The sequence below is a fragment of the Burkholderia sp. BC1 genome (genome assembly GCF_052683555.1).
Window position 1 is genome coordinate 15,180 of the sequence record NZ_JBQYLP010000025.1, and the last position, 23,685, is coordinate 38,864.

At 66.3% G+C, this 23,685-nt stretch carries 21 protein-coding genes and 1 other RNA gene; 8 read left to right on the forward strand and 14 right to left on the reverse strand.

Annotation, left to right across the window (positions count from 1 at the left end):
• Positions 1-8: 8 nt before the first annotated feature.
• The 11 genes from lapB to gyrA form a co-directional block, all read right to left on the reverse strand.
• Entirely contained in the window at positions 9-1,181 is a 1,173-nt protein-coding gene (lapB, locus tag ACSHSS_RS14400) for a lipopolysaccharide assembly protein LapB (RefSeq protein ID WP_217262497.1), read from the reverse strand.
• 54 nt (positions 1,182-1,235) lie between these two features.
• A complete protein-coding gene (locus ACSHSS_RS14405; protein ID WP_006400723.1) occupies positions 1,236-1,529 on the reverse strand; it encodes a lipopolysaccharide assembly protein LapA domain-containing protein in 294 nt (97 codons plus the stop codon).
• 212 nt (positions 1,530-1,741) lie between these two features.
• Entirely contained in the window at positions 1,742-2,065 is a 324-nt protein-coding gene (locus ACSHSS_RS14410) for an integration host factor subunit beta (protein WP_006400726.1), read from the reverse strand.
• Positions 2,066-2,087: 22 nt separating this feature from the next.
• Positions 2,088-3,800 (reverse strand): 30S ribosomal protein S1, encoded by a 1,713-nt coding sequence (gene rpsA / locus ACSHSS_RS14415; protein WP_006400727.1) that lies wholly within the window; start codon positions 3,798-3,800, stop codon positions 2,088-2,090.
• Positions 3,801-3,941: 141 nt separating this feature from the next.
• Positions 3,942-4,628: a (d)CMP kinase gene (gene cmk / locus ACSHSS_RS14420; protein WP_445545154.1), complete on the reverse strand. Its 687-nt coding sequence runs from the start codon at positions 4,626-4,628 to the stop codon at positions 3,942-3,944.
• A gap of 12 nt (positions 4,629-4,640) precedes the next feature.
• Positions 4,641-5,945 (reverse strand): 3-phosphoshikimate 1-carboxyvinyltransferase, encoded by a 1,305-nt coding sequence (gene aroA, locus ACSHSS_RS14425; protein ID WP_175795096.1) that lies wholly within the window; start codon positions 5,943-5,945, stop codon positions 4,641-4,643.
• A gap of 13 nt (positions 5,946-5,958) precedes the next feature.
• Entirely contained in the window at positions 5,959-6,885 is a 927-nt protein-coding gene (locus tag ACSHSS_RS14430) for a prephenate dehydrogenase (RefSeq protein ID WP_039225187.1), read from the reverse strand.
• Between the two features lie 183 nt (positions 6,886-7,068).
• Positions 7,069-8,151 (reverse strand): prephenate dehydratase, encoded by a 1,083-nt coding sequence (pheA, locus tag ACSHSS_RS14435; protein WP_006400731.1) that lies wholly within the window; start codon positions 8,149-8,151, stop codon positions 7,069-7,071.
• A 35-nt stretch (positions 8,152-8,186) separates the two neighbouring features.
• The gene (serC, locus tag ACSHSS_RS14440; protein WP_006400732.1) at positions 8,187-9,269 is read right to left on the reverse strand and encodes a 3-phosphoserine/phosphohydroxythreonine transaminase; all 1,083 of its coding nucleotides are present in this window, start codon (positions 9,267-9,269) and stop codon (positions 8,187-8,189) included.
• 174 nt (positions 9,270-9,443) lie between these two features.
• Positions 9,444-10,043: a DUF2059 domain-containing protein gene (locus tag ACSHSS_RS14445; RefSeq protein WP_006413207.1), complete on the reverse strand. Its 600-nt coding sequence runs from the start codon at positions 10,041-10,043 to the stop codon at positions 9,444-9,446.
• A 103-nt stretch (positions 10,044-10,146) separates the two neighbouring features.
• A complete protein-coding gene (gyrA, locus tag ACSHSS_RS14450; protein ID WP_445545155.1) occupies positions 10,147-12,750 on the reverse strand; it encodes a DNA gyrase subunit A in 2,604 nt (867 codons plus the stop codon).
• Between the two features lie 523 nt (positions 12,751-13,273).
• Here gyrA and ompA point away from each other — a divergent pair.
• From ompA to ssrA, 4 genes are all read left to right on the forward strand, one after another.
• Positions 13,274-13,942: an outer membrane protein OmpA gene (gene ompA, locus ACSHSS_RS14455; protein WP_006400736.1), complete on the forward strand. Its 669-nt coding sequence runs from the start codon at positions 13,274-13,276 to the stop codon at positions 13,940-13,942.
• A 154-nt stretch (positions 13,943-14,096) separates the two neighbouring features.
• Entirely contained in the window at positions 14,097-14,795 is a 699-nt protein-coding gene (gene ubiG / locus ACSHSS_RS14460) for a bifunctional 2-polyprenyl-6-hydroxyphenol methylase/3-demethylubiquinol 3-O-methyltransferase UbiG (protein ID WP_006400737.1), read from the forward strand.
• A 13-nt stretch (positions 14,796-14,808) separates the two neighbouring features.
• Complete coding sequence (gph, locus tag ACSHSS_RS14465) at positions 14,809-15,525, forward strand: phosphoglycolate phosphatase (protein WP_006400738.1); 717 nt, start codon at positions 14,809-14,811, stop codon at positions 15,523-15,525.
• A gap of 17 nt (positions 15,526-15,542) precedes the next feature.
• Positions 15,543-15,912: a transfer-messenger RNA gene (gene ssrA, locus ACSHSS_RS14470) on the forward strand.
• A 249-nt stretch (positions 15,913-16,161) separates the two neighbouring features.
• Here ssrA and ACSHSS_RS14475 read toward each other — a convergent pair.
• The 3 genes from ACSHSS_RS14475 to ACSHSS_RS14485 all read right to left on the reverse strand — a co-directional run bounded on the left by ACSHSS_RS14475 (position 16,162) and on the right by ACSHSS_RS14485 (position 18,250).
• On the reverse strand, positions 16,162-16,512 hold the full coding sequence (locus ACSHSS_RS14475) for a DUF4148 domain-containing protein (RefSeq protein WP_070553226.1): 351 nt from the start codon (positions 16,510-16,512) through the stop codon (positions 16,162-16,164).
• A 259-nt stretch (positions 16,513-16,771) separates the two neighbouring features.
• Positions 16,772-17,041 carry a hypothetical protein gene (locus ACSHSS_RS14480; RefSeq protein WP_006410405.1) on the reverse strand — a complete coding sequence of 90 codons (270 nt, stop codon included), beginning with the start codon at positions 17,039-17,041 and terminating at the stop codon, positions 16,772-16,774.
• Positions 17,042-17,143: 102 nt separating this feature from the next.
• Positions 17,144-18,250, reverse strand: a complete 1,107-nt coding sequence (locus ACSHSS_RS14485; protein ID WP_217103554.1) for a substrate-binding domain-containing protein — start codon at positions 18,248-18,250, stop codon at positions 17,144-17,146.
• Positions 18,251-18,381: 131 nt separating this feature from the next.
• Here ACSHSS_RS14485 and ACSHSS_RS14490 point away from each other — a divergent pair, with 131 nt between their 5' ends.
• Genes ACSHSS_RS14490 through ACSHSS_RS14505 form a run of 4 tightly spaced genes read left to right on the forward strand, consistent with a single transcriptional unit; the run spans position 18,382 to position 23,684 of the window.
• A complete protein-coding gene (locus tag ACSHSS_RS14490; RefSeq protein ID WP_006413195.1) occupies positions 18,382-18,882 on the forward strand; it encodes an NAD(P)H-dependent oxidoreductase subunit E in 501 nt (166 codons plus the stop codon).
• The gene (locus tag ACSHSS_RS14495; RefSeq protein WP_445545156.1) at positions 18,879-20,456 is read left to right on the forward strand and encodes a formate dehydrogenase beta subunit; all 1,578 of its coding nucleotides are present in this window, start codon (positions 18,879-18,881) and stop codon (positions 20,454-20,456) included. The genes ACSHSS_RS14490 and ACSHSS_RS14495 overlap by 4 nt, the downstream gene beginning before the upstream one ends.
• A gap of 17 nt (positions 20,457-20,473) precedes the next feature.
• On the forward strand, positions 20,474-23,425 hold the full coding sequence (gene fdhF / locus ACSHSS_RS14500; RefSeq protein ID WP_105767039.1) for a formate dehydrogenase subunit alpha: 2,952 nt from the start codon (positions 20,474-20,476) through the stop codon (positions 23,423-23,425).
• A gap of 7 nt (positions 23,426-23,432) precedes the next feature.
• Positions 23,433-23,684, forward strand: a complete 252-nt coding sequence (locus tag ACSHSS_RS14505; RefSeq protein WP_445545157.1) for a formate dehydrogenase subunit delta — start codon at positions 23,433-23,435, stop codon at positions 23,682-23,684.
• Position 23,685: the final 1 nt, after the last annotated feature.

Sequence of the window (23,685 nt, forward strand, 5' to 3'; positions counted from 1 at the left end):
TGCCGGGATCAGCCCGGCATCGCAGGTTCGACGCGGCGCGGCGCATAGGTTTCCCAGCCGCTGCAGCCCGGGCATTGCCAGTAGAAGAGCCGCGCCCGGAAACCGCAATTCTGGCACGTATACCGTGGCAGATTTTTGGTGCGCTGCTTGATCAGCGCACGCATCATTTCAAGTTCCTTACGCCGCGGCTCGTCGGCGCCGGCGATCTGCGCATCGAGCAGATGCAGCATGCCGGACAGATTCGGCGACTTCTCCATCTGCGTGCGCGCGAGCGTATGCGCGGCGTCCTGCCCGCGCAAGCCCGCGATGTGCTGATACGCGATGTCGAGCAGGTCGTTCGACGGATAGCGGTCGACGTAGCCCATCAGCAGCTCCGCACCCTCGGCCGCCTTGCCGAGCGCGATGTACGCCTTCATCAGCTTGTCGGCGACGAGCGGCAGATAGGCCGGATTCTGCGCTTCGACGCGCTTCCAGTGCTCGATTGCCGCCGCGTGATCGCCGGCCGCGTCGGCCGCATCGCCGGACAGGATCGTCGCGCGCACGTTCTGCGGGTTCGCGGCGAGCGCGAGCCGCAGCTGTTCGGCCGCCGCCGCGCCGTTCTTGCGCTGCAGCGCATCCTGCGCGAGCTCGCAATGAAACTGCGCGATTTCGGTCCCGAGCGGCTTGTCGCTCATCGATTCGATGCGCTTCGCGGTATCGATCGACTTGTTCCAGTCCTTCTCGATCTCGTAGATCGTCAGCAGCGCGCGCTGCGCACCGAGCGCATAGTCGCCGTCGGCGAGCTTGTGAAACGCCTCCTCGGCGCGATCGAGCAGGCCGGCCTTCAGGAAGTCCTGACCGAGTTCGTACAGCGCGTGATCGCGCTCGTTGACGGGCAGGTCGGTGCGGCTCAGCAGGTTCTGGTGCACGCGAATCGCGCGATCCGTCTCGCCGCGGCGGCGGAACAGGTTGCCGAGCGCGAAGTGCAGCTCGACCGTTTCGGGATCGAGCTTCGCGACTTCGATGAACGCGTCGATCGCCTTGTCCGGTTGTTCGTTCAGCAGAAAGTTCAGGCCGCGAAAATACGAGCGCGGCAGGTTCGCGCTCTCCGACAGCAGACTCTTCAGGTCATAGCGGGACGCCGCCCAACCGAGCGCGAAAGCGACCGGAATCGCGAGCAACCACCAGAAATCCAGATCCATGCGAAATATCGAAGCAGAGACGAAAACCGCGCGAGACTCGCGCGGTGTCGGGGTTTAAATGACGGGCGGCATCGGCGGCTGATCGACGACGGCCGGCGTTTCCCTCGCCGCGCGCAGATCGCGCTTCAGGCGGCCGTTCTCGAGCCGCAGACGAAACACCGCAGGCAACGCGGACAGCAGGCCGGCCAGCAGCCCGACACCGAAGAACGCCAGCCCGATCAGGATCAGCGGCGCCTGCCACGCATAGCCGGCAAGGAAATTCAACGTCGCCGTCTGCGTATTGGCCAGTGCGAGCACCAGCAGCAGCACGAACACCAATACCCGAATCAGCCAGACGATAAACTTCATGAAGCCCTCTCTTTGTTGAGGTTTGCCGCGGCGCGCGACTCCCCTTCGCCGCGCCGAATCGACCCGTATTGTAAAGGAAGCGTTTGCGCGTCAGCGCAGATCGTGCGCGCCGGCTATTGCGCGACGGCGGCCGGAAACGAAAAAAGCGCCCACGAAGGGGCGCTTTTTTCTTCAGCCTTTGCCGGACGGGTTCCGGGCCGGCCGCACGACGCTCAACGCTCGTCGTCCGGCTCGTCTGCCTTCAGCGGCTCGCCCGCGCGACCGTCGACGCGTTCACGCAACTCCTTGCCGGGCTTAAAGTGCGGCACGAACTTCTCGGGCACCTGCACTTTCTCCCCCGACTTCGGGTTGCGTCCGACGCGCGCCGGACGACGGTTGAGGCCGAAGCTGCCGAAACCCCGAATTTCGATGCGATGCCCTTTCGACAAAGCGTCGGACATCGCATCGAGCATCGTCTTCACCGCGAAATCCGCATCCTTGAGGACAAGTTGCGGAAATCGCGATGCCAGCTGCGCGACCAACTCGGATTTGGTCATACTTCAGCAGACCTCGTGAGGCTTACTGGTTCTGGCCGTCGAGCTTCGCCTTCAGCAGCGCGCCGAGGTTGGTCGTACCGGTCGCGGCAGCGCTGGTGTCGGCTTGCAGGCCGCGGATCGCTTCCTGCTGCTCGGCCGAATCCTTCGCCTTGATCGACAGGTTGATACCGCGCGACTTGCGATCGATGTTGATCACCATCGCGTTGACCTTGTCGCCTTCCTTCAGCACGTTGCGCGCATCTTCGACGCGATCCTGCGAGATTTCCGACGCACGCAGGTAGCCTTCGATGTCGCCCGTCAGCGCGATGACCGCACCCTTCGCGTCGACCGACTTCACGACGCCGTCGACGATCGAGCCCTTGTCGTTCATGGCAACGTAGTTGCTGAACGGGTCGCCTTCGAGCTGCTTGATGCCGAGCGAAATGCGCTCCTTCTCGACGTCGATGCCGAGCACGATCGCTTCGACTTCGTCGCCCTTCTTGTACTTGCGAACGGCCTCTTCGCCGGCTTCGCTCCACGACAGGTCCGACAGGTGGACCAGGCCGTCGATGCCGCCCGGCAGACCGATGAACACGCCGAAGTCGGTGATCGACTTGATTGCGCCCGTGATCTTGTCGCCCTTCTTGAAGTTGCGGCTGAAGTCATCCCACGGATTCGGCTTGCACTGCTTCATGCCGAGGCTGATACGACGACGGTCTTCGTCGATCTCGAGGACCATGACTTCGACTTCGTCGCCGAGCTGGACAACCTTCGACGGTGCGACGTTCTTGTTCGTCCAGTCCATTTCCGACACGTGGACCAGGCCTTCGATGCCCGATTCCACTTCGACGAATGCGCCGTAGTCGGTGATGTTCGTGACCTTGCCGAACAGACGCGTGCCCGACGGGTAACGGCGCGAGATGCCTTCCCACGGATCGTCGCCCAGTTGCTTGATGCCGAGCGACACGCGGTTCTTCTCTTGGTCGAACTTGAGGATCTTCGCGGTGACTTCCTGGCCGACCGACAGGACTTCGCTCGGGTGACGCACACGACGCCATGCGATGTCGGTGATGTGCAGCAGGCCGTCGATGCCGCCGAGGTCGACGAACGCACCGTAGTCGGTGATGTTCTTGACCACGCCGTTGACGATCGCGCCTTCCTTCAGCGTTTCGAGCAGCTTCGCGCGCTCTTCGCCTTGCGTCGCTTCGATCACGGCACGACGCGACAGCACGACGTTGTTACGCTTGCGATCGAGCTTGATCACGCGGAACTCGAGCGTCTTGCCTTCGTACGGCGTCGTGTCCTTGACCGGACGCGTGTCGACGAGCGAACCCGGCAGGAACGCGCGGATGCCGTTGACCATCACGGTCATGCCGCCCTTCACCTTGCCGGTGATCGTGCCGGTGACGAGTTCGTTGTTGTCGAGTGCCTTTTCCAGCGACAGCCACGATGCAAGGCGCTTCGCCTTGTCGCGCGACAGGATCGTGTCGCCGTAGCCGTTTTCGAGTGCGTCGATCGCGACGGACACGAAATCGCCCGCCTGCACCTCAACCTCGCCCTGATCGTTCAGGAATTCCTCGATCGGAATGTAAGCCTCGGACTTCAGGCCTGCATTGACGACCACGAAGTTGTGGTCGACGCGCACGACTTCGGCGGAGATCACTTCGCCGGCGCGCATGTCTTGGCGGGTCAGCGACTCTTCGAACAGAGCCGCAAAGGATTCGGTATTCGGGTTGGAGGTTTGCAGGTCGGACATAAAAATCGGTTTGTGCGTGGATCGCGGTGCCGCGCCAGCCGGAATGGCTGACTGAAAGGGCCAGAGCGAAAACCACACGGGGTTAAGGGTTCAACACACACTCCGCGCTTGCGCGCGGAGCACCTACCGCCGCCCGCCGGATCAGGTGGGCTGGCCGAGCGCCCGGTACCACTGCAGCACCTGGTCGACCGCTTCATCGACCGACAGTGCCGACGTATCGAGCAGCTTGGCGTCTGCCGCGGGCTTCAGCGGCGCGGCCGCGCGATTGCTGTCGCGCGCGTCGCGCTCGCGGAGATCCCGGAGCAAGTCATCAATATTAGCAGAAAAACCTTTTTGCATCAATTGCTTATGCCGTCTGGCCGCGCGTGCCTCCGCGCTGGCCGTCAGGAACACCTTCAGCATCGCGTCCGGAAAGATCACGGTGCCCATGTCGCGGCCGTCCGCGACGAGGCCCGGCGTCTTGCGGAACGCGCGCTGGCGCGCCACCAGCGCGGTGCGCACCGGCCCGTGCACCGCGATGGCCGACGCGCGGTTGCCGACCGCCTCGGCACGGATGTCGTTCGACACGTCGACGCCGTCGAGCTGCGCACAGCCTTCGCGAAACGTGATGTGGAGATCGTCGATCAGTTTCACAAGGGCGTCGACGTCTTCGGCCGCGATGTCGTAACGCATGCTCGCGAGCGCCGCGAGGCGATACAGCGCGCCGCTGTCGAGCAGGTGAAAGCCGAGATGCGCGGCGACCAGCGCCGCGACGGTGCCCTTGCCGGAAGCGGTCGGGCCGTCGATCGTGATGACGGGGGTCGGGTGAAAGGGTCGGGTGGATTTCATCAGGTCAGTCGGTCAGGCCTTCGCGAGCGCGGCGAAGCGGTCGAAATAGTCGGGGAACGTCTTGCCGACGCACTTCGGATCGTTGATCCGCACAGGCACGCCGCCGAGGCTGACGAGCGAGAAGCACATCGCCATCCGGTGATCGTCGTACGTGTCGATCGCGGCGTTCGGCGTGAGCGCCGCGGGCGGCGTGACGACGAGATAGTCGGCGCCCTCCTCGACGGTCGCGCCGACCTTGCGCAGTTCGGTCGCCATCGCGGCGATGCGGTCGGTTTCCTTCACGCGCCAGCTCGCGATGTTGCGCAGCGTGCTCGTACCGTTCGCGAATAGCGCCGCGACCGCGATCGTCATCGCCGCGTCGGGAATCAGATTGAAGTCCATGTCGATCGGCTCGAGCTTGCCGTGGTCGTGGCCGATGCCGCGCACCTCGATCCAGTCGTCGCCCATCGTCACGTTCGCGCCCATCTGCATCAGCGCGTTCGCGAAGCCCACGTCGCCCTGGATGCTCGCGCGCCCGACGCCCTCGACGCGCAGCGGGCCGCCGCCGAGCGCACCGGCCGCGAGGAAGTACGACGCCGACGACGCATCGCCCTCCACCATGATCCGCCCCGGCGAGCGGTAGCGCACGCCGGCCGGCACCGTGAAGCGCTGCCAGCCTTCGCGCTCGACGTTCACGCCGAAGCGCGCCATCAGCCGGATCGTGATGTCGATGTACGGCTTCGAGATCAGTTCGCCGTCGATCTCGACGATGCTGCGGCCGTCCTTCGCCTTCACGAGCGGCAGCGTCATCAGCAGCGCGGTGAGGAACTGGCTCGACACGTCGCCGCGCACGCGGATCGGCGCGTCGACCGAGATCGTCGCGGGCCGGATCCGCAGCGGCGGAAAGCCTTCGTTCTGCTCGTAGTCGATCTGCGCGCCGATCTGACGCAGCCCGTCGACGAGATCGCCGATCGGCCGCTCGTGCATGCGCGGCACGCCGTGCACGCGATAGTCGCCGCCGTTGATCGCGAGCGCCGCCGTCAGCGGCCGCACGGCCGTGCCCGCATTGCCGAGGAACAGATCGGCCGTCTTCGCCGTAAACGCGCCGCGCGTGCCGTTGACGACACACGTGTCGCCATCGCGCGCCAGTTTCACGCCGAGCTTGCCGAGCGCGTCGAGCATCACGCGCGTATCGTCGGAATCGAGCAGGTTCGTGATCGTCGTGTCGCCTTCGGCGAGCGCGGCGAGCAGCAGCACGCGGTTCGAGATGCTCTTCGAGCCGGGCAGGCGCACGGTGCCCGACGCACTGGAATACGGGCCGAGATCGAGATAGTCCATGGGAATCGTCCTGTTATTGCTTGTCCGCTTCGGCAGCGGGCTTGGCGCCGCGCTCCTGCCATGCACGGCGCGCCGCGCGCGAGCGCGTGAACACCGCTTCGAGCGCGGCGCCGTCGCCGGCGTCGATCGCCGCGCGCAACCGCGCGAGCACGCGCGTGTAGCCGTCGAGCTCGTCGAGCAGCGCCGCGCGGTTCGCGATGCACACGTCGCGCCACATTTCGGGGCTCGACGCGGCGATTCGCGTGAAGTCGCGAAAACCGCCGGCCGCATACGAGAATTTCAGTTCGGCGTCCGCCTCGCCGAGAATCTGCTCGACGAGCGCGAACGACAGCACATGCGGCAGATGGCTCACCGACGCGAACACGCGATCGTGCTGCGCCGTGCTCATCGTGCGCACGTCGGCGCCCGTCGCGCGCCACATCGCGTCGATGCGCGCCACCGTCGCGGGCGCGTTCTCGGGCAGCGGGCACAGCACGACGTTGCGGCCGACGTAGAGATCGGGCAACGCGGCCTCGACGCCGCTCGATTCGCGGCCGGCGATCGGATGGCCGGGCACGAACTGCGCGATCCGCTCGCCGAGCGCGTCGCGCGCGGCCGCGACGACGTCCGATTTCGTGCTGCCGGCGTCGGTGACGATCGTCGCGGCGTCGAGCCACGGCGCGATGCGGGCGAGCAGCGGGCCCGTCTGCGCAACCGGCGCGGCCAGCAGCACGAGATCCGCGCCGGCAAGCGCGTCGCGCAACTGCGCGTCGTCGTCGAGCGCCGCCGCGCGATCGATCACGCCGAGCGCCAGCGCGCGTTCGACCGAGGCGCGCGAGCGACCGACGCCGACGATCTCGCCCGCGCCGCCCGGCGCACGTTCGCGCAGCGCGCGGGCCAGCGATCCGCCGATCAGGCCGACGCCGAAGATGACCAGTTTGTTGAATGCAAAGCCTGACACGACTAGAGCCAAGTTACGCGCACGGGCCGCAGCCGCGCACACGGAATTCCAGATCCCGGGCAACGGGCGCGCACCGCGCGATCGCTCGCGGATGCCGCCCGAACCCGCCTTCGCAGCGCCGCCCGGCCTGCGCTGCGCGTGCCGTCGCGACACGCGCGCCGCGTGCGAGACGCGGCCGCACGCTCAGCGCGCGCGCGGATACGAACCGAGTATCTTCAGGAACGCGGCCTTCTGGCCGAGCTCCGCGAGCGCGGCCACGACCGGCGCGTCGTCGCGGTGCCCTTCGATGTCGATATAGAAGTAGTACTCCCACGTGCCGACGCGCGCCGGACGCGACTCGAAACGCGTCATCGACACGCCGTGCCGCGCGAGCGGCTCGAGCAGCTTGAACACCGCACCCGGTTCGTTCTTCACGGAAACGATCAGCGACGTCTGGTCGTACCCGGTCGGACCGGCCGGCTGCTTGCCGATGATCACGAAGCGCGTGCGATTGTGCGGATCGTCCTGGATCAGCGAGAACGCGATCTGCAGCCCGTAATGCGCGGCCGCGCGATCGCCGGCGATCGCCGCGACGGTCGGATCGGCCGCCGCCTGCCGCGCGGCTTCCGCGTTGCTCGCGACGGCCTGCCGCTCGAGGTGCGGCGCATTCGCCGCGAGCCATTGCTGGCATTGCGCGAGCGCCTGCGCGTGTGCGCACACGCGCTTCACGCCGTCGAGCGTGCCGCTCTGCGTGAGCAGGTTGTGGTGGATCGGCAGTGCGAGCTCGCCGCTGATCAGCAGTTGCGTCTGCAGCAGCAGGTCGAGCGTGCGCGACACCGCGCCCTCGGTCGAATTCTCGACCGGCGCGATCCCGAACGACGCGGCGCCGGCCTCGACCGAGCGGAACACTTCGTCGATCGACGGACACGGCAGCCCCTCGATCGACTGGCCGAAATACTCGAACATCGCCTGTTCGCTGTACGTGCCGACCGGCCCGAGGAACGCGACGTGGATCGTCTGCTCGAGCGCGCGGCTCGCGGCCATGATCTCGCGCCAGATCGCGCTGATATGCTCGCTCGCGAGCGGCCCGGCGCTCATGTCCTGCAGCCGCGCGATGACCTGCAGTTCGCGCTCCGGCCGGAACACCGGCGCGTTGAAATGCTTCTTGACCTCGCCGACCTCGAGCGCCACCGCGGCGCGCTGGTTCAGGAGCGTGATCAGCTGCGCGTCGATCGCGTCGATGCGGTCGCGCAGCGGTTTCAGGCGGGAATTCAGTTCGTCGTCCATGCGTTTTGCCGTGCTGTTTGAGCCGCGCGCCGCCGTCAGGCGCAGCGCTGCTCGAAGTCCTTCATGTACTCGACGAGCGCCTTCACGCCCTCGAGCGGCACCGCGTTGTAGATCGACGCCCGCATGCCGCCGACGGACTTGTGGCCCTTCAGCTGCAGCAGCCCGCGCGCCTTTGCGCCGGCAAGGAAGTCTTCGTTGCGCGATTCGTCGGCCAGGAAAAACGGCACGTTCATGCGCGAACGCACCGCCGGCTCGACCTTGTTCAGATAGAAGCTGCTCGCATCGATCGTGTCGTAGAGCAGCTTCGCCTTTTCGATGTTGCGCGCCTCGATCGCGCCGAGGCCGCCCTGCCGCTTCAGCCACTGGAACACGAGGCCCGCGATGTAGATCGCATAGGTGGGCGGCGTGTTGTACAGCGAGTTGTTCGCGGCGACCGTCTTCCATTCGAACGCCGACGGGCAGATCGACAGCGCGCGGTCGAGCAGATCCTCGCGCACGATCACGACCGTCACGCCGGCCATCCCGATGTTCTTCTGCGCGCCGCCGAACAGCACGCCGTACTTCGCGACGTCCATCGGGCGCGACAGGATGTGCGACGACACGTCCGCGACGAGCGGCACGTCGCCGAGATCCGGGATCTCGAACGTCTCGACGCCGTCGATCGTCTCGTTCGTGCAGAGGTGCACGTAGGCCGGATCGTCCGACAGCTGCCATTCGGCGAACGCCGGCGCGCGCGTGAAGCCGGCGTCCGTCTTGCCGGTTGCCGCGAGATGCGGCGTGCAGTACTTCTTCGCCTCGTTGAACGACTTCTGCGACCACGAGCCCGTCACGACGAAGTCGGCCGTCTTGCGCGAGCCGAGCAGGTTCATCGGCACGATCGCGTTCTCCGCGATGCCGCCGCCCTGCAGGAACAGCACGCGATGGCTCGCCGGCACGTCGAGCAGCTCGCGCAGGTCGGCGAGCGCCGCCTCGTGGATCGACATGAATTCCTTGCCGCGATGGCTCATCTCCATCACGCTCATGCCGCTGCCGTGCCAGTCGAGCATTTCGTCGGCGGCCTGCCGCAGCACTTCCTCGGGCAGCGCCGCGGGGCCGGCGGAGAAATTAAAGACGCGCATCGTGAAAAACCTCGGGAGGGACGCGACCGGCGGGCTTGCCGCCTGTCATGCAATGCCAATGAGCCGCGCCGGAAAAGAAATGGCCGCTTGCGCTCGCGCGCAAACGGCCATTATCGCACTGTCATCAGGCTCCCGCCAAACCCGGCCGATCGGCCGGCGGCGTGCCCGGACCGCTTACTTGCCCGGCTTGACGGCCGCGACTTCCTTGTCGGCCTGGGCGCGCGTCGCCTGGATCGCTTGCGGCATGTACTTCTGCATCAGGCCGTTGACCACGTCGCGACCGACCTGATCCTGAACCTGGATGAACTTGCGGCCCGTCGGGCTCTTGTAGAACGTCGTCAGATCCTTGATCTCCGACGTGCTGTAGTACTTCGCGTACGCGTCGTACTGAGCCGACATCGCGTCGTTCTGGAACTGCTGCGTGCCGAACACCTTGCCTGCGCTGTCGACCAGCTTCGGCACCGCGTTCTTCTGCAGCGTCGGAACGGCAGCCTGCTTCTGCTTGTCGTTCAGCGTCTTGTTCTCGGACAGCGCGTCCGACAGGATCGCCGGCACGAGCTGCTTGGCCTGCATCTCGGCGCTGTTGCCGATGGCCGACACGAGCTTCGGCGCGTCGATCGCGTCGAGCAGATCCTTGATCGCCGCCTTCTTGTCGGCGTCGATCGGCGCAGCTGCCGCGGGTGCAGCCGGTGCGGAATTCGACAGCGCCTGCGCCATCGCGAACGTCGGCACCAGTGCAGCCAGCAGGACCAGTTGCTTGAATTGCTTTTGCATCATCACTCCCTCTTGGAAATATGAATGTTTTCTCGCCGATCGCAGCGTGCTGCGCTCACCCGCTTGCGCGGCACGCGTGCGGCGGCCCGAGAGTCTCATCCGTTCAGGCTTCGCCGTCCGACGCCTCGTCGGCTTCGCCGTCACCGTCCTCGGCCTCGGCGATCTGCTGCAGGCCAGAGAGCTTCGTACCCTCATCGAGACTGATGAGTGTAACACCTTGCGTCGCGCGTCCCATCTCGCGGATCTCCGACACACGCGTGCGGATCAGCACGCCGGCCGTCGTGATCAGCATGATCTGGTCTTCGGTGTCGACGAGCGTCGCCGCGACGACCTTGCCGTTACGCTCGGACGTCTGGATCGCGATCATACCCTTCGTGCCGCGGCCGTGGCGCGTGTATTCGGTGATCGGCGTGCGCTTGCCGAAGCCGTTCTCGGTCGCGGTGAGCACCGACTGGTCTTCGCTGCCGGCCACCAGCAGCGCGATGACCTGCTGCCCTTCGTCGAGCTGCATGCCGCGCACGCCGCGCGCCTCGCGCCCCATCGGCCGCACGTCGTTCTCGTCGAAGCGCACGGCCTTGCCGGCGTCGGAGAACAGCATCACGTCGTGCGCACCGTCGGTGATCGACGCGCCGATCAGGTAGTCGCCCTCGTCGAGGCCGACCGCGATGATGCCCTTCTTCATCGGACGGCTGAATGCCTCGAGCGGCGTCTTCTTCACGGTGCCGAGCGACGTCGCCATGAACACGAACTTGTCGGCCGAGAATTCCTTCACCGGCAGCACGACGTTGATCTTCTCGCCGTCCTGCAGCGGGAACATGTTGACGATCGGACGGCCGCGCGAGTTGCGCGAGCCCTGCGGCACCTCGTAGACCTTGATCCAGTACACGCGGCCGCGGTTCGAGAAGCAGAGCATGTAATCGTGCGTGTTCGCGATGAACAGCGTCTCGATCCAGTCGTCTTCCTTCATCTGCGTCGCCTGCTTGCCGCGACCGCCGCGCTTCTGCGCGCGGTACTCGGACAGCGGCTGCGACTTCACGTAGCCCGCGTGCGACATCGTGACGACCATGTCCTGCGGCGTGATCAGGTCTTCGGTGTTGAGCTCGGTCGCGTTCAGCTCGATCTTCGAGCGGCGCGCGTCACCGAACTCGGCCTTCACCGTGGTCAGCTCTTCGCCGATCATCGTCGTGATCCGCTCCGGACGCGCGAGGATGTCGAGCAGGTCGGAGATCTGCGCCATCACGTCGCGATACTCGCCGATGATCTTGTCCTGCTCGAGGCCCGTCAGGCGCTGCAGACGCATCTGCAGGATTTCCTGCGCCTGCGTGTCGGACAGCTTGTAGAGCCCGTCACCCTGCATCCCGAACGCCGGGTTCAGCCCTTCCGGCCGATACGCCGCGCGGCCGCCGGCCGCCGCGTTCTCGGCTTCGGCGCGCGTGAGCATCTCGCGCACGAGCGACGAATCCCACGCCTTCGCCATCAGTTCCTGCTTCGCGATCGGCGGCGTCGGCGCGGCCTTGATGATCGCGATGAATTCGTCGATGTTCGCGAGCGCGACCGCGAGACCTTCGAGCACGTGGCCGCGTTCGCGCGCCTTGCGCAGTTCGTAGACCGTGCGGCGCGTCAGCACTTCGCGGCGATGCGACAGGAAGCACTGAAGGATCTCCTTCAGGTTGAGCAGCTTCGGCTGGCCGTCGACGAGCGCGACCATGTTCATGCCGAACGTGTCCTGCAGCTGCGTCGCCTTGTAGAGATTGTTCAGCACCACTTCCGGCACTTCGCCGCGCTTGAGCTCGATCACGACGCGCATGCCGCTCTTGTCGGACTCGTCGCGGATGTCGGAGATGCCTTCGAGCTTCTTCTCGTTGACGAGCTCGGCGATGCGCTCGAGCAGCGAGCGCTTGTTGACCTGGTACGGCAGCTCGTCGACGATGATCGCCATGCGCTGGCCGCGGTCGATTTCCTCGAAGTGCGTGGCCGCGCGCATCACGACGCGGCCGCGCCCGGTGCGGTAGCCGTCGCGCACGCCGGCGACGCCGTAGATGATGCCGGCCGTCGGGAAATCGGGCGCCGGGATGATCTCGATCAGTTCGTCGATCGTCGCCTCGGGATTGTTCAGCAGATGCTGGCACGCATCGACGACTTCGTTCAGGTTGTGCGGCGGAATGTTGGTCGCCATGCCGACAGCGATGCCCGACGAACCGTTGATCAGCAGGTTCGGGATCCGCGCGGGCAGGATCAGCGGCTGCATTTCGCTGCCGTCGTAGTTCGGACCGAAGTCGACCGTTTCCTTGTCGATGTCGGCAAGCAGCTCGTGACCGATCTTCGCCATGCGAATTTCGGTGTAACGCATCGCGGCGGCGTTGTCGCCGTCGATCGAGCCGAAGTTGCCTTGCCCGTCGACCAGCATGTAGCGCAGCGAGAAGTCCTGCGCCATCCGCACGATCGTTTCGTAGACCGCGCTGTCGCCGTGCGGGTGGTATTTACCGATCACGTCGCCGACGATACGCGCCGACTTCTTGTAGGCCCGGTTCCAGTCGTTGTTCAGTTCGTGCATCGCGAACAGTACGCGCCGGTGCACGGGCTTCAGGCCATCGCGGACATCCGGGAGGGCACGTCCGACGATCACGCTCATCGCGTAATCGAGATACGAACGGCGCATTTCCTCCTCGAGGGAGGTGGGCAGGGTCTCTTTGGCGAATTGATCCATGTATCCGTATCTTTTCGGAGCGAAGACGGGAACGCCTTTCGCGTGAGCGATGCATGCGCAACGCAACGCGAGATTCTAACATGCGCCCAACAGCCGCCAATTCGCCGCCCCTCTATATATAAATAGCGGAAATTTGCGCGGCGCCCGCCGCGCACCCGGCCGGCGCACCGCACGGTCGTGCGGCGATCTGTCGCGCCGTCGCCCGCGCCGGTAAACGACCTTCGCGTCCCGCGCAATTTTGCGGGTACACCCTTGACAATTCCTGAAACTTACGGCAGGCCGGTGTTGCGCATGCACCACAATCGCGGAGGCGATCTTGGGGTGGGGAGGATTTTTTTTCGTAGGAAGGGAACGATATGGCAAAATGCCAACGCACTGAAAGTTAGACGCTGCTCGAAGTCTACACAGAGCGGTGCCGCGTTTTTTGTGCCGCACCAATGTTATACTTCGAGCAATGTATGACTTGTCACCGTCAACAGGCTCGCAGTAAACCTGCGGTAATCTCAATTTCGAGAGGAGAAATATGAATAAACTTTCAAAGCTCGCGTTCATTGCAGCTACCGCAGTTATGGCTGCATCCGCTTCGGCACAGTCGGTGCCGGCGTCGCGTCAAGCCGTCAATGACAACTGGGTGAACGGCACGGGCGAATGGGTGTGGATGAACGGCACGAACGAGCTCTGCTGGCGTGACGCGTTCTGGACGCCGGCCACCGCCAACGCGAAGTGCGACGGCGCACTGGTCGCCCAGGCACCGCAGCCGCCGGTCGCTCCGGTCGCTCCGGCCATCACGAGCCAGAAGATCACGTATCAAGCCGACGCACTGTTCGACTTCGACAAGGCGACGCTCAAGCCGCTGGGCAAGCAGAAGCTCGACGAACTGGCTTCGAAGATCCAGGGCATGAACACGGAAGTGGTCGTCGCAACGGGCTACACCGACCGCATCGGTTCGGACAAGTACAACGACCGTCTGTCGCTGCGCCGTGCGCAAGCCGTCAAGTCGTACCTGGTCAGCAAGGGTGTCCCGGCCAACAAGATCTACACGGAAGGCAAGGGCAAGCGCAACCCGGTCACGACGGGCTGCAACCAGAAGAACCGCAAGCAACTGATCGCCTGCCTCGCACCGGATCGCCGCGTGGAAGTGGAAGTGGTCGGTACGCAAGAAGTGCAGAAGACGACCGTTCCGGCGCAGTAAGCCGCGGTTTTCGACTGCTTCAAAGCCCCGCTCCGGCGGGGCTTTTTCATTGACGCCCGTCCGGGCGCTCGCCGGTTCGCCGCTCGCCCGCATCTTATATACTCGGGACTGACGAACCGAAGCACCGCCCTCCTCCCGTATCCCGTTTGCCGACATGACCAACGCCGATCCGCACGAACTCCAGAAATTCAGCGACCTCGCCCATCGGTGGTGGGATCCGAATGCCGAATTCAAGCCGCTGCACGACCTGAACCCGGTCCGGCTCGCCTGGATCGATTCGCATGCGCATCTCGCCGGCAAGCGCGCGCTCGACGTGGGCTGCGGCGGCGGCATCCTGTCCGAATCGATGGCCGGGCTCGGCGCGCAGGTCAAAGGCATCGACCTGTCGACCGAAGCGCTCGGCGTGGCCGATCTGCACAGCCTCGAGAGCGGAATCACCGTCGACTATGAAGCGATCGCGGCCGAAGCGATCGCCGCGCGCGAGCCCGGTACCTACGACGTCGTCACCTGCATGGAGATGCTCGAGCACGTGCCGTCGCCGGCCGACATCGTCGCCGCATGCGCGACGCTCGTGAAGCCGGGCGGCTGGGTGTTCTTCTCGACGCTGAACCGCAACCTGAAGTCGTACCTGTTCGCCGTGATCGGCGCCGAATACATCGCGCAGATGCTGCCGAAGGGCACGCACGACTACGCACGCTTCATCCGCCCGTCGGAACTCGCGGGCTTCGTGCGCGCGACCGATCTTCACATCGTCGAGATCAAGGGCATCACCTATCATCCGCTCGGCAAGCGCTTCGCGCTGTCGAACGACACCGACATCAACTATCTGGTCGCGTGCCGCCGCGCCGCGTAACCTGCCGACCCGCATGACGACTCCCCTTTCGCCCGCGCGGGACGTGCTCGACGCACCGCGCCTGCAGCACTGCGAAGCCGTGCTGTTCGACCTCGACGGCACGCTCGCCGACACGGCGCCCGATCTCGCGGCGGCCGTCAACAAGATGCAGCGCGTGCGCGGCCTGCCGGAAACGCCGCTCGACGCGCTGCGGCGCCTCGCGTCCGCGGGCGCGCGCGGCCTGCTCGGCGGCGCGTTCGGCATCACGCCCGAGACGCCCGGCTACGATGCGATGCGCGACGAGTTCCTCGCGAACTACGCCGCCGATATTTGCGTTCAGACGACGCTGTTCCCCGGCATTGCCGAAGTGCTCGACGAACTCGAAGCGCGCGGCGTGCGCTGGGGGATCGTCACGAACAAGGCGATGCGATTGACCGCGCCGCTCGTCGAATTGCTGGGCCTCGCGTCGCGCGCGGCCTGCGTGGTGGGGGGCGACACGACGCCGCACTCGAAGCCGCATCCCGCTCCGCTGCTGCACGCGGCCGGCCTGCTCGCACTGGCGCCGGACCGCATCGTCTACGTCGGCGACGACCTGCGCGACATTCAGGCCGGCTACGCAGCCGGGATGGCGACGGTCGCGGCCGCGTACGGCTACTGCGGCGACGGCGCCGCGCCGGGCGACTGGCGTGCGCAGCACCTCGTCGGCACGACCGGCGAGCTGCGCGATCTGCTGCGCGATGTTGCGCTATAATGATTAATCTTATCCGCGGGGGCGACCTGGTTTCGACAGGGGTTGTGAAGCGGCTAGGGCATGTCGAGGACCCGTCACCTCGTTAATCAATGGGAAAAACGTAACTGCAAACGACGATACGTTCGCACTGGCAGCCTAAGGGCCGCCGTCCTCTGCCTAGTTCACTGACGGGCTAGCGTCGCAAGACCGGTAGCAATACCGCCAGAGGTCATATACGTCAGTTAAGCCTTGCCGGCGTCGCGACGGCCGGGTCGAAAATTTAGCGAATCGCCGTAGCGCAGCGTGTTCGTCCGCGTCGCTGCGGTTAAATCAAAAGACTGAACTAAACATGTAGAACTAGTCGTAGAGCGCTTCTGGACGCGGGTTCGATTCCCGCCGCCTCCACCACATTCAGCGTCACGCGCAACAACCCCGCACGACATCGCGTCTGCGGGGTTTTTTGTTGCCGACGCAAGCCCGCGCGTCTGCGGCCGAAATAGCGCCCGGCCCTACGCGAGCCGGGCCGCATGCCGCCGGCATCCCGGCAGCAGGACGTGACGCACGTTGGGCCGGCGCCTGTCTCTGCGTGGGTGCCCGCGGACGCTACGCCGCCCTGCGACCGCGACTCATCGCCGCACCCCACACCGGCCGCACCGCTTAGCTGCCGCGATACAGCGACTTCATTTCCTCGTCGCTCGCCGGGCGCACGATCGCGCGCGAACCGGACGCCGATGCGCCTTGCGCCTGCGCGCCATAACCGCTGGTATCCGCGCCTTGCGATTGCGCCAGCGCAGCGCGCTGCTGTTCCGCAACGCGGGCCGTCGCCGCCTGAATGGCTTCCGGGTAATGCGGATCTTCGCCGCGCGCCGAGTTGTAGCCGGCCTGCTGCAGTTGAATCAATTCTGCGCGCACCTGCTCGCGCGTGATCGTCGAGCCCGGCTGCGCGAACGACACGACCGGCGCAACGACGGCTGCGGCAACGACAACGGCTTGAACGAGCGACTTCATGATGACCTACCTCCAGATTTGTCCGATTTCGCGATGAACACCTCGCTCATCGCTGACAGTCCGAAGTTTATGTAGGCGAATGCTTAAGAATAAGGCAGGTTTCAGGAACATATCCTTCCTGAATTCGGGTTAACCCGAATCTGAAGCCGACGTACCGCCCGAAACGTATGAGCCCCGCGCAACACCGTGGCTGCGCGGGGCTCGTCTGCCTGTCTGCGGAATCGGGCGTCGACGCACGCGCGACGCCGCGATCAGCGTGTCACTGACTGTCCATCGGGCACTTCAGGTTGCAGCCGTTCGGATCGCCCATGTCGCCCTTGCGGCGCAATGCCGACTTCTTGCCGCTCTGATATTTCCTGGACGGCTCCGATGCCGCGAACGGCATCTGCGGATGCTCGTTCAGACGAAACTGGTCGCTGAGGATGCCGCCCGGCACGCCCGGCGAATTCTGCGCGAGTGCGAGCGGCGAAACGGCGATCAGGAACCCCGCGGTCAACGCTGCCGCGGAGAGGGAAACGGAAAGTTTCATGGCGGGAATGACGCCTGAACGGCGTGCTTGTTGGAACGTTGGTCAAGCGGCAAGCGTAGCGCAATTCCCCCACTGCTGCAGCGCGACCCGGCGGCCCGCGTGTTACCGCGCATTGCCGCCCTCCGCGGCTGCAAGGTCGTCGCCCGCGAGCCCGGCCGCGACGTCGACCAGCGTCCCGCAGGCGGCCGGATCGTAACCGTCGAGATCGCCGACGCGCTCGATGAAGCGCGCATCGCGCAACAGCCCGAGCACGCCTGCGAGCGGCCGCGCGTCGAGCCGTGCACGCTCGCAGGCGAAGTAATAGTCTTCGTCGACGACCGGAATGAAGTCGAGCCCGAAATGATGGGCCGCCGGCTCGACGCCGAAACCGAGATCGGCCATCCCGCTCGCGACGAACGCGGCGATCGCCGAATGTGTGAGCTCGGCCGACGCATAGCCGTTGATGCGCGCCGGATCGATGCCGATCGCGCTCAGCGCGAGTTCGAGCAGCATGCGCGTGCCCGAGCCGGGCTGGCGGTTCACGAACCGGATGTCGTCGCGCGCGAGATCCGCGAGCCCCTTCACGTGCTTGGGATTGCCGCGCGGCACGAACAGCCCTTGCTGACGGCGCGTCAGATGAATCAGCACATGGCGGCCGTCGTCGAGCCAGGGCCGGTAGATCTGCGCGCACTGCGCGCGAAACGCGCCGCGCGGCAGGTGAAAGCCGGCCAGTTCGCACTCGCCGCGCGCGAGCGCCCGCACGGCCTCGACGCTTTCCCGATACTTGATGTCGACGGCCGCCTGCGCATCGACGAGCGCCGACACGAGCGTCGCGACCGCATAGCCGTGCGAGGCGTGAATCCGTACGGCGCCGTCGCGCTGCGCGAGCCGTCGGTTCAGATCGCTCGCGACTTCGGCCGCGAGCGCGCGCAGGTTGCCGTCGAGGCGGCTGCGCGCGAGGCGCTGCGCGTCGACGATCGCCTGCCCCAGTTCGGACAGCGTCGAACCCTTGCCGCGCGCGGTTTCGATCAGCTCGCCGCCGACGCAGGCCTCGAGCGCACGAAGCATCCCCCACGCATGACGGTACGACAGCCCTTTCGCTTGCGCGGCCTGCGCGATGCTGCCCGTTTCGGCGACCAGTTCGAGCAGCGGCGCGACCTCCGAGAGGCTCGCCGCGCGCCCTTCCGTGTCGCGTACGGTCAGATACGCGTCGCATTCGATTCGAATCAATTATGTACTCCGATTTCCTATTGCGACGTCGAAAGCTTCCGCTTATCGTTGACCAAAATCAATCAGAACGAAGTCGCCATGCGGACTATATGAAGTTCAGTCGCATATGAGACTTTGGAGGAGCATAACCGATGTCCCCGAATTCCCACGCGCCCGAGGCGCTGGTCGAGCGCCATGCGCGCGCCGGCCGGTCGCTCGTCGCGATTCTGCACGCCATCCAGGACGACGCGGGCTACGTGCCGCCGGGCTGCGTCGCGCCGCTCGCAAAGGCGCTGAATCTGTCGCGTGCCGAAGTGCATGGCGTGCTGACTTATTACCACCACTTCCGCACTGCGCCGCCGGCGCGCGTGACGATCCAGATGTGCCGCGCCGAAGCGTGCCGCAGCATGGGCTGCGAAGCGCTCGCCGAGCATGCGCAAACGCGTACGGGCTGCCGCTTCGATGCCGCGCACGACGACGCGGCGCACGCCTCGGCGCCGCCCGCCGTCGCGCTCGAATCGGTGTACTGCCTCGGCCTGTGCGCGCAGTCGCCGTCGATGACGGTCAACGGCGTGCTCCACGCGAAGGTCACGCCGGAAAAATTCGATGCGCTGCTCGCCGACGCGGTCGCGCACGCCGGGGAGGCCGCATGACGACCCGTATCTACGTCCCGCGCGATTCGTCCGCGCTCGCACTCGGCGCCGACGCGCTCGCCGCCGCGATCGTCGCCGAGGCCGAACGGCGCGGCGCCGCGATCGAACTCGTTCGCAACGGCTCGCGCGGGCTGCTGTGGCTCGAGCCGCTCGTCGAAGTCGGCACCGCGGCCGGCCGCGTCGGCTATGCGAACCTGACGGCCGCCGACGTCCCCGCGCTGTTCGACGCCGGCTGGCTCGAAGGCGGTGCGCATCCGAGCGGCGTCGGCCTCGTCGACGCGTTGCCGTATCTCGCGCGCCAGCAGCGCCTGACGTTCGCGCGCATCGGCATCACCGATCCGCTGTCGATCGACGACTACCTGAAATACGACGGCCTCGTCGGCCTGAAGAACGCGCTCGCGCTCGACGGCGACGCCGCATGCGAGACGCTGATCGAGTCGGGCCTGCGCGGCCGCGGCGGCGCGGCGTTCCCCGCAGGCATCAAATGGCGCACGGTGCGCCAGGCGAGCGCGAAACAGAAATACATCGTCTGCAACGCAGACGAAGGCGACTCCGGCACGTTCTCCGACCGCCTGCTCATGGAATGCGATCCGTACTGCCTGATCGAAGGGATGATCATCGCCGGCGTCGCGACGGGCGCGACGGTCGGCTACATCTACGTGCGCAGCGAATACCCGCACGCGATCGCGACGCTCGAAGCGGCGATCGCGCGCGCCCGCGAAGCCGGCTGGCTCGGCGAGCACGTGCTCGGCTCCGCGCACGCATTCGAGCTGCACGTCGCGAAAGGCGCGGGCTCGTACGTGTGCGGCGAGGAAACGGCGCTGCTCGAATCGCTCGAAGGCAAGCGCGGCGTTGTGCGCGCGAAGCCGCCGCTGCCCGCGCTCGCGGGCCTGTTCGGCCAGCCGACCGTCATCAACAACGTGATCACGCTCGCCACCGCGCCGGTGATCTTCGCGCGCGGCGCGGCGTTCTATCGCGATTACGGGATGGGCCGCTCGCGCGGCACGCTGCCGTTCCAGCTCGCCGGCAACGTCCGCTACGGCGGCCTCGTCGAGCTCGCGTTCGGCGTCACGCTGCGCGAGCTGCTGTTCGACTTCGGCGGCGGCACCGCGACCGGCCGCCCCGCGCGCGCAGCGCAGGTCGGCGGTCCGCTCGGCACCTATCTGCCCGAGCATCAGTGGGACGTGCCGCTCGACTACGAGGCGTATACGGCGATCGGCGCGGTCGTCGGTCACGGCGGCATCGTGCTGCACGACGACACGTCGAATCTCGCGGAGCTCGCCGAATACGCGATGAAGTTCTGCGCGATCGAATCGTGCGGCAAATGCACGCCGTGCCGGATCGGTTCGACGCGCGGCGTCGAGACGATCGCGCGCATCCGCGGCGGCGACACGTCCGAACGGCAGATCACGCTGCTGCGCGACCTGTGCGACACGATGCTCGCCGGCTCGCTGTGCGCGATGGGCGGGATGACGCCGTATCCGGTGCTGTCCGCGCTCGACCATTTCCCCGAAGATTTCGGGCTCGCCGCCGGCACGGATGCCGCGTCGAAGCCCGTCAAGGCTGCGGCCTGAGCCAGAAGGAGCCCTGCATGTCCCTCGACACGAACAACGTCCGCCAAGGCGGCTGCGGCTCGGGCCAATGCGCGTGCAAGAGCGCCGCACAGGCGCGCACGCGCGATCCGCTCGACGAGACCGATTACGGCACGCCGCAGCGCTATGCGGACACCGACGTCACGCTCGAAATCGACGGCCAGCCCGTCACGGTGCCGGCCGGCACGTCGGTGATGCGCGCCGCGATCGAAGCCGGCATCAACGTGCCGAAGCTCTGCGCGACCGATTCGCTGGAGCCGTTCGGCTCGTGCCGCCTCTGCCTCGTCGAGATCGAAGGCCGGCGCGGCTATCCGGCGTCGTGCACGACGCCCGCCGAAGCGGGCATGAAGGTGCGCACGCAGTCGGACCGGCTGCAGGCGCTGCGCCGCAACGTGATGGAGCTGTACATCTCCGATCACCCGCTCGACTGCCTCACCTGCCCGGCCAACGGCGACTGCGAACTGCAGGACATGGCGGGCGTCGTCGGGCTGCGCGAGGTGCGCTACGGCTTCGACGGCGCGAATCATCTGCACGATCGCAAGGACGAATCGAATCCGTATTTCACGTACGACCCGTCGAAGTGCATCGTCTGCAACCGCTGCGTGCGCGCGTGCGAGGAAACGCAGGGCACGTTCGCGCTGACGATCGCCGCGCGCGGCTTCGAGTCGCGCGTCGCGGCCGGTGAAAGCGAGCCGTTCATGGAGTCGGAATGCGTGTCGTGCGGCGCGTGCGTCGCCGCATGCCCGACCGCGACGCTGCAGGAAAAGACCGTCGTCCAGCTCGGCCAGGCCGAACATTCGGTGATCACGACCTGCGCGTACTGCGGCGTCGGCTGCTCGTTCAAGGCCGAGATGAAGGGCACGCAGGTCGTGCGGATGACGCCGCACAAGAACGGCCTCGCGAACGAAGGGCATGCGTGCGTGAAGGGACGTTTCGCGTGGGGCTACGCGACGCACAAGGACCGCATCACGAAGCCGATGATCCGCGAGAAGATCACTGACCCGTGGCGCGAAGTGAGCTGGGACGAAGCGCTCACGTATGCGGCGACGCAATTCCGCAAGCTGCAGCAGAAATACGGCCGCGATTCGATCGGCGGCATCACGTCGTCGCGCTGCACGAACGAGGAAACCTATCTCGTGCAGAAGCTCGTGCGCGCCGCGTTCGGCAACAACAACGTCGACACCTGCGCGCGCGTGTGCCACTCGCCGACCGGCTACGGGCTGAAGACGACGCTCGGCGAATCGGCCGGCACGCAGACCTTCGCCTCGATCGGCAAGGCCGACGTGATCGTCGTGATGGGCGCGAACCCGACCGACGGCCACCCGGTGTTCGGCTCGCGGCTCAAGCGGCGCGTGCGCGAAGGCGCGAAGCTGATCGTCATCGATCCGCGCCGCATCGACGTCGTCGACGGCCCGCACGTGAAGGCCGCCCATCACCTGCAGTTGCGCCCCGGCACGAACGTCGCGATCGTCAACGCGCTCGCGCACGTGATCGTGACCGAAGGGCTCGTCGACGAATCGTTCGTCGCCGAGCGCTGCGAGACGCGCGCGTTCGAGCAGTGGCGCGATTTCGTCGCGCGCGCCGAGAACTCGCCCGAAGCGACCGCGGACGTGACGGGCGTGCCGGCCGAACAGGTGCGCGCGGCCGCGCGGCTGTATGCGACCGGCGGCAACGCGGCGATCTACTACGGGCTCGGCGTGACCGAACACGCGCAAGGCTCGACGACGGTGATGGGCATCGCGAACCTCGCGATGGCGACCGGCAACGTCGGCCGCGAAGGCGTCGGCGTGAATCCGCTGCGCGGCCAGAACAACGTGCAGGGCTCGTGCGACATGGGTTCGTTCCCGCATGAACTGCCCGGCTATCGGCACATCGGCGATACGACGGTGCGCACGCAGTTCGAGCAGGCATGGGGCGCGACGCTGCAGCCGGAACCGGGGCTGCGCATTCCGAACATGTTCGATGCGGCGCTCGACGGCAGCTTCAAGGGGCTCTACTGTCAGGGCGAGGACATCGTTCAGTCCGATCCGAACACGCAGCACGTCGCAGCCGCGCTGTCGGCGATGGAATGCATCGTCGTGCAGGACATCTTCCTCAACGAGACCGCGAAGTACGCGCACGTGCTGCTGCCGGGCTCGACGTTCCTCGAGAAGGACGGCACGTTCACGAACGCCGAACGCCGCATCTCGCGCGTGCGCAAGGTGATGCCGCCGCTCGCGGGCTATGCGGACTGGGAAGTCACGCTGATGCTGTCGCGCGCGCTCGGCTACGAGATGCACTACGCGCATCCGTCGGAGATCATGGACGAGATCGCGCGGCTCACGCCGACGTTCGCCGGCGTGAGCTACGAGAAGCTCGACGCGCTCGGCAGCATCCAGTGGCCGTGCAACGAGGACGCGCCGGAAGGCACGCCGACGATGCACGTCGACGCATTCGTGCGCGGCAAGGGCCGCTTCGTGATCACGCAGTTCATTCCGTCGCCGGAAAAGGTCACGCAGCGCTATCCGCTGATCCTGACGACCGGGCGCATCCTGTCGCAATACAACGTCGGCGCGCAGACGCGCCGCACCGAGAACGTGCGCTGGCATGAAGAGGATCGGCTCGAGATCCATCCGCACGACGCGCAGGATCGCGGGATTCGCACCGGCGACTGGGTCGGCATCGAGTCGCGCGCGGGCCAGACGGTGCTGCGCGCGCTCGTGACCGACCGCATGCAGCCCGGTGTCGTCTATACGACGTTCCACTTCCCCGAATCGGGCGCGAACGTGATCACGACGGAGAGCTCTGACTGGGCGACGAACTGCCCGGAATACAAGGTCACGGCCGTCCAGGTGATGCCGGTCGCGCAGCCGTCCGACTGGCAGCGCGCGTATGCACGCTTCAACGCCGAACAGCTCGCGCTGCTCGAGCAGCGGACCGGCGTGCCCGCCGCCGCGACGACAGGCAAGTGAGGAATCGATGGACAGCACACACCTGATCGACATGGCGAATCAGATCGGCGCCTTCTTCGAATCGATGCCCGATCGCGAGGAAGCGCTGACCGGCATCGCCGATCACATCCGGCGCTTCTGGGAACCGCGCATGCGCCGCGCGTTGCTCGCTTCGCTCGACGATCCGTCCAGCGAAGCGGCGCGGCGCGCCTCGCCTATCGTGATCGAGGCGGTAGCCACGCGCCGCGCTTCGCTCGTGCCGGCCGCCGCAACGGCCTAGC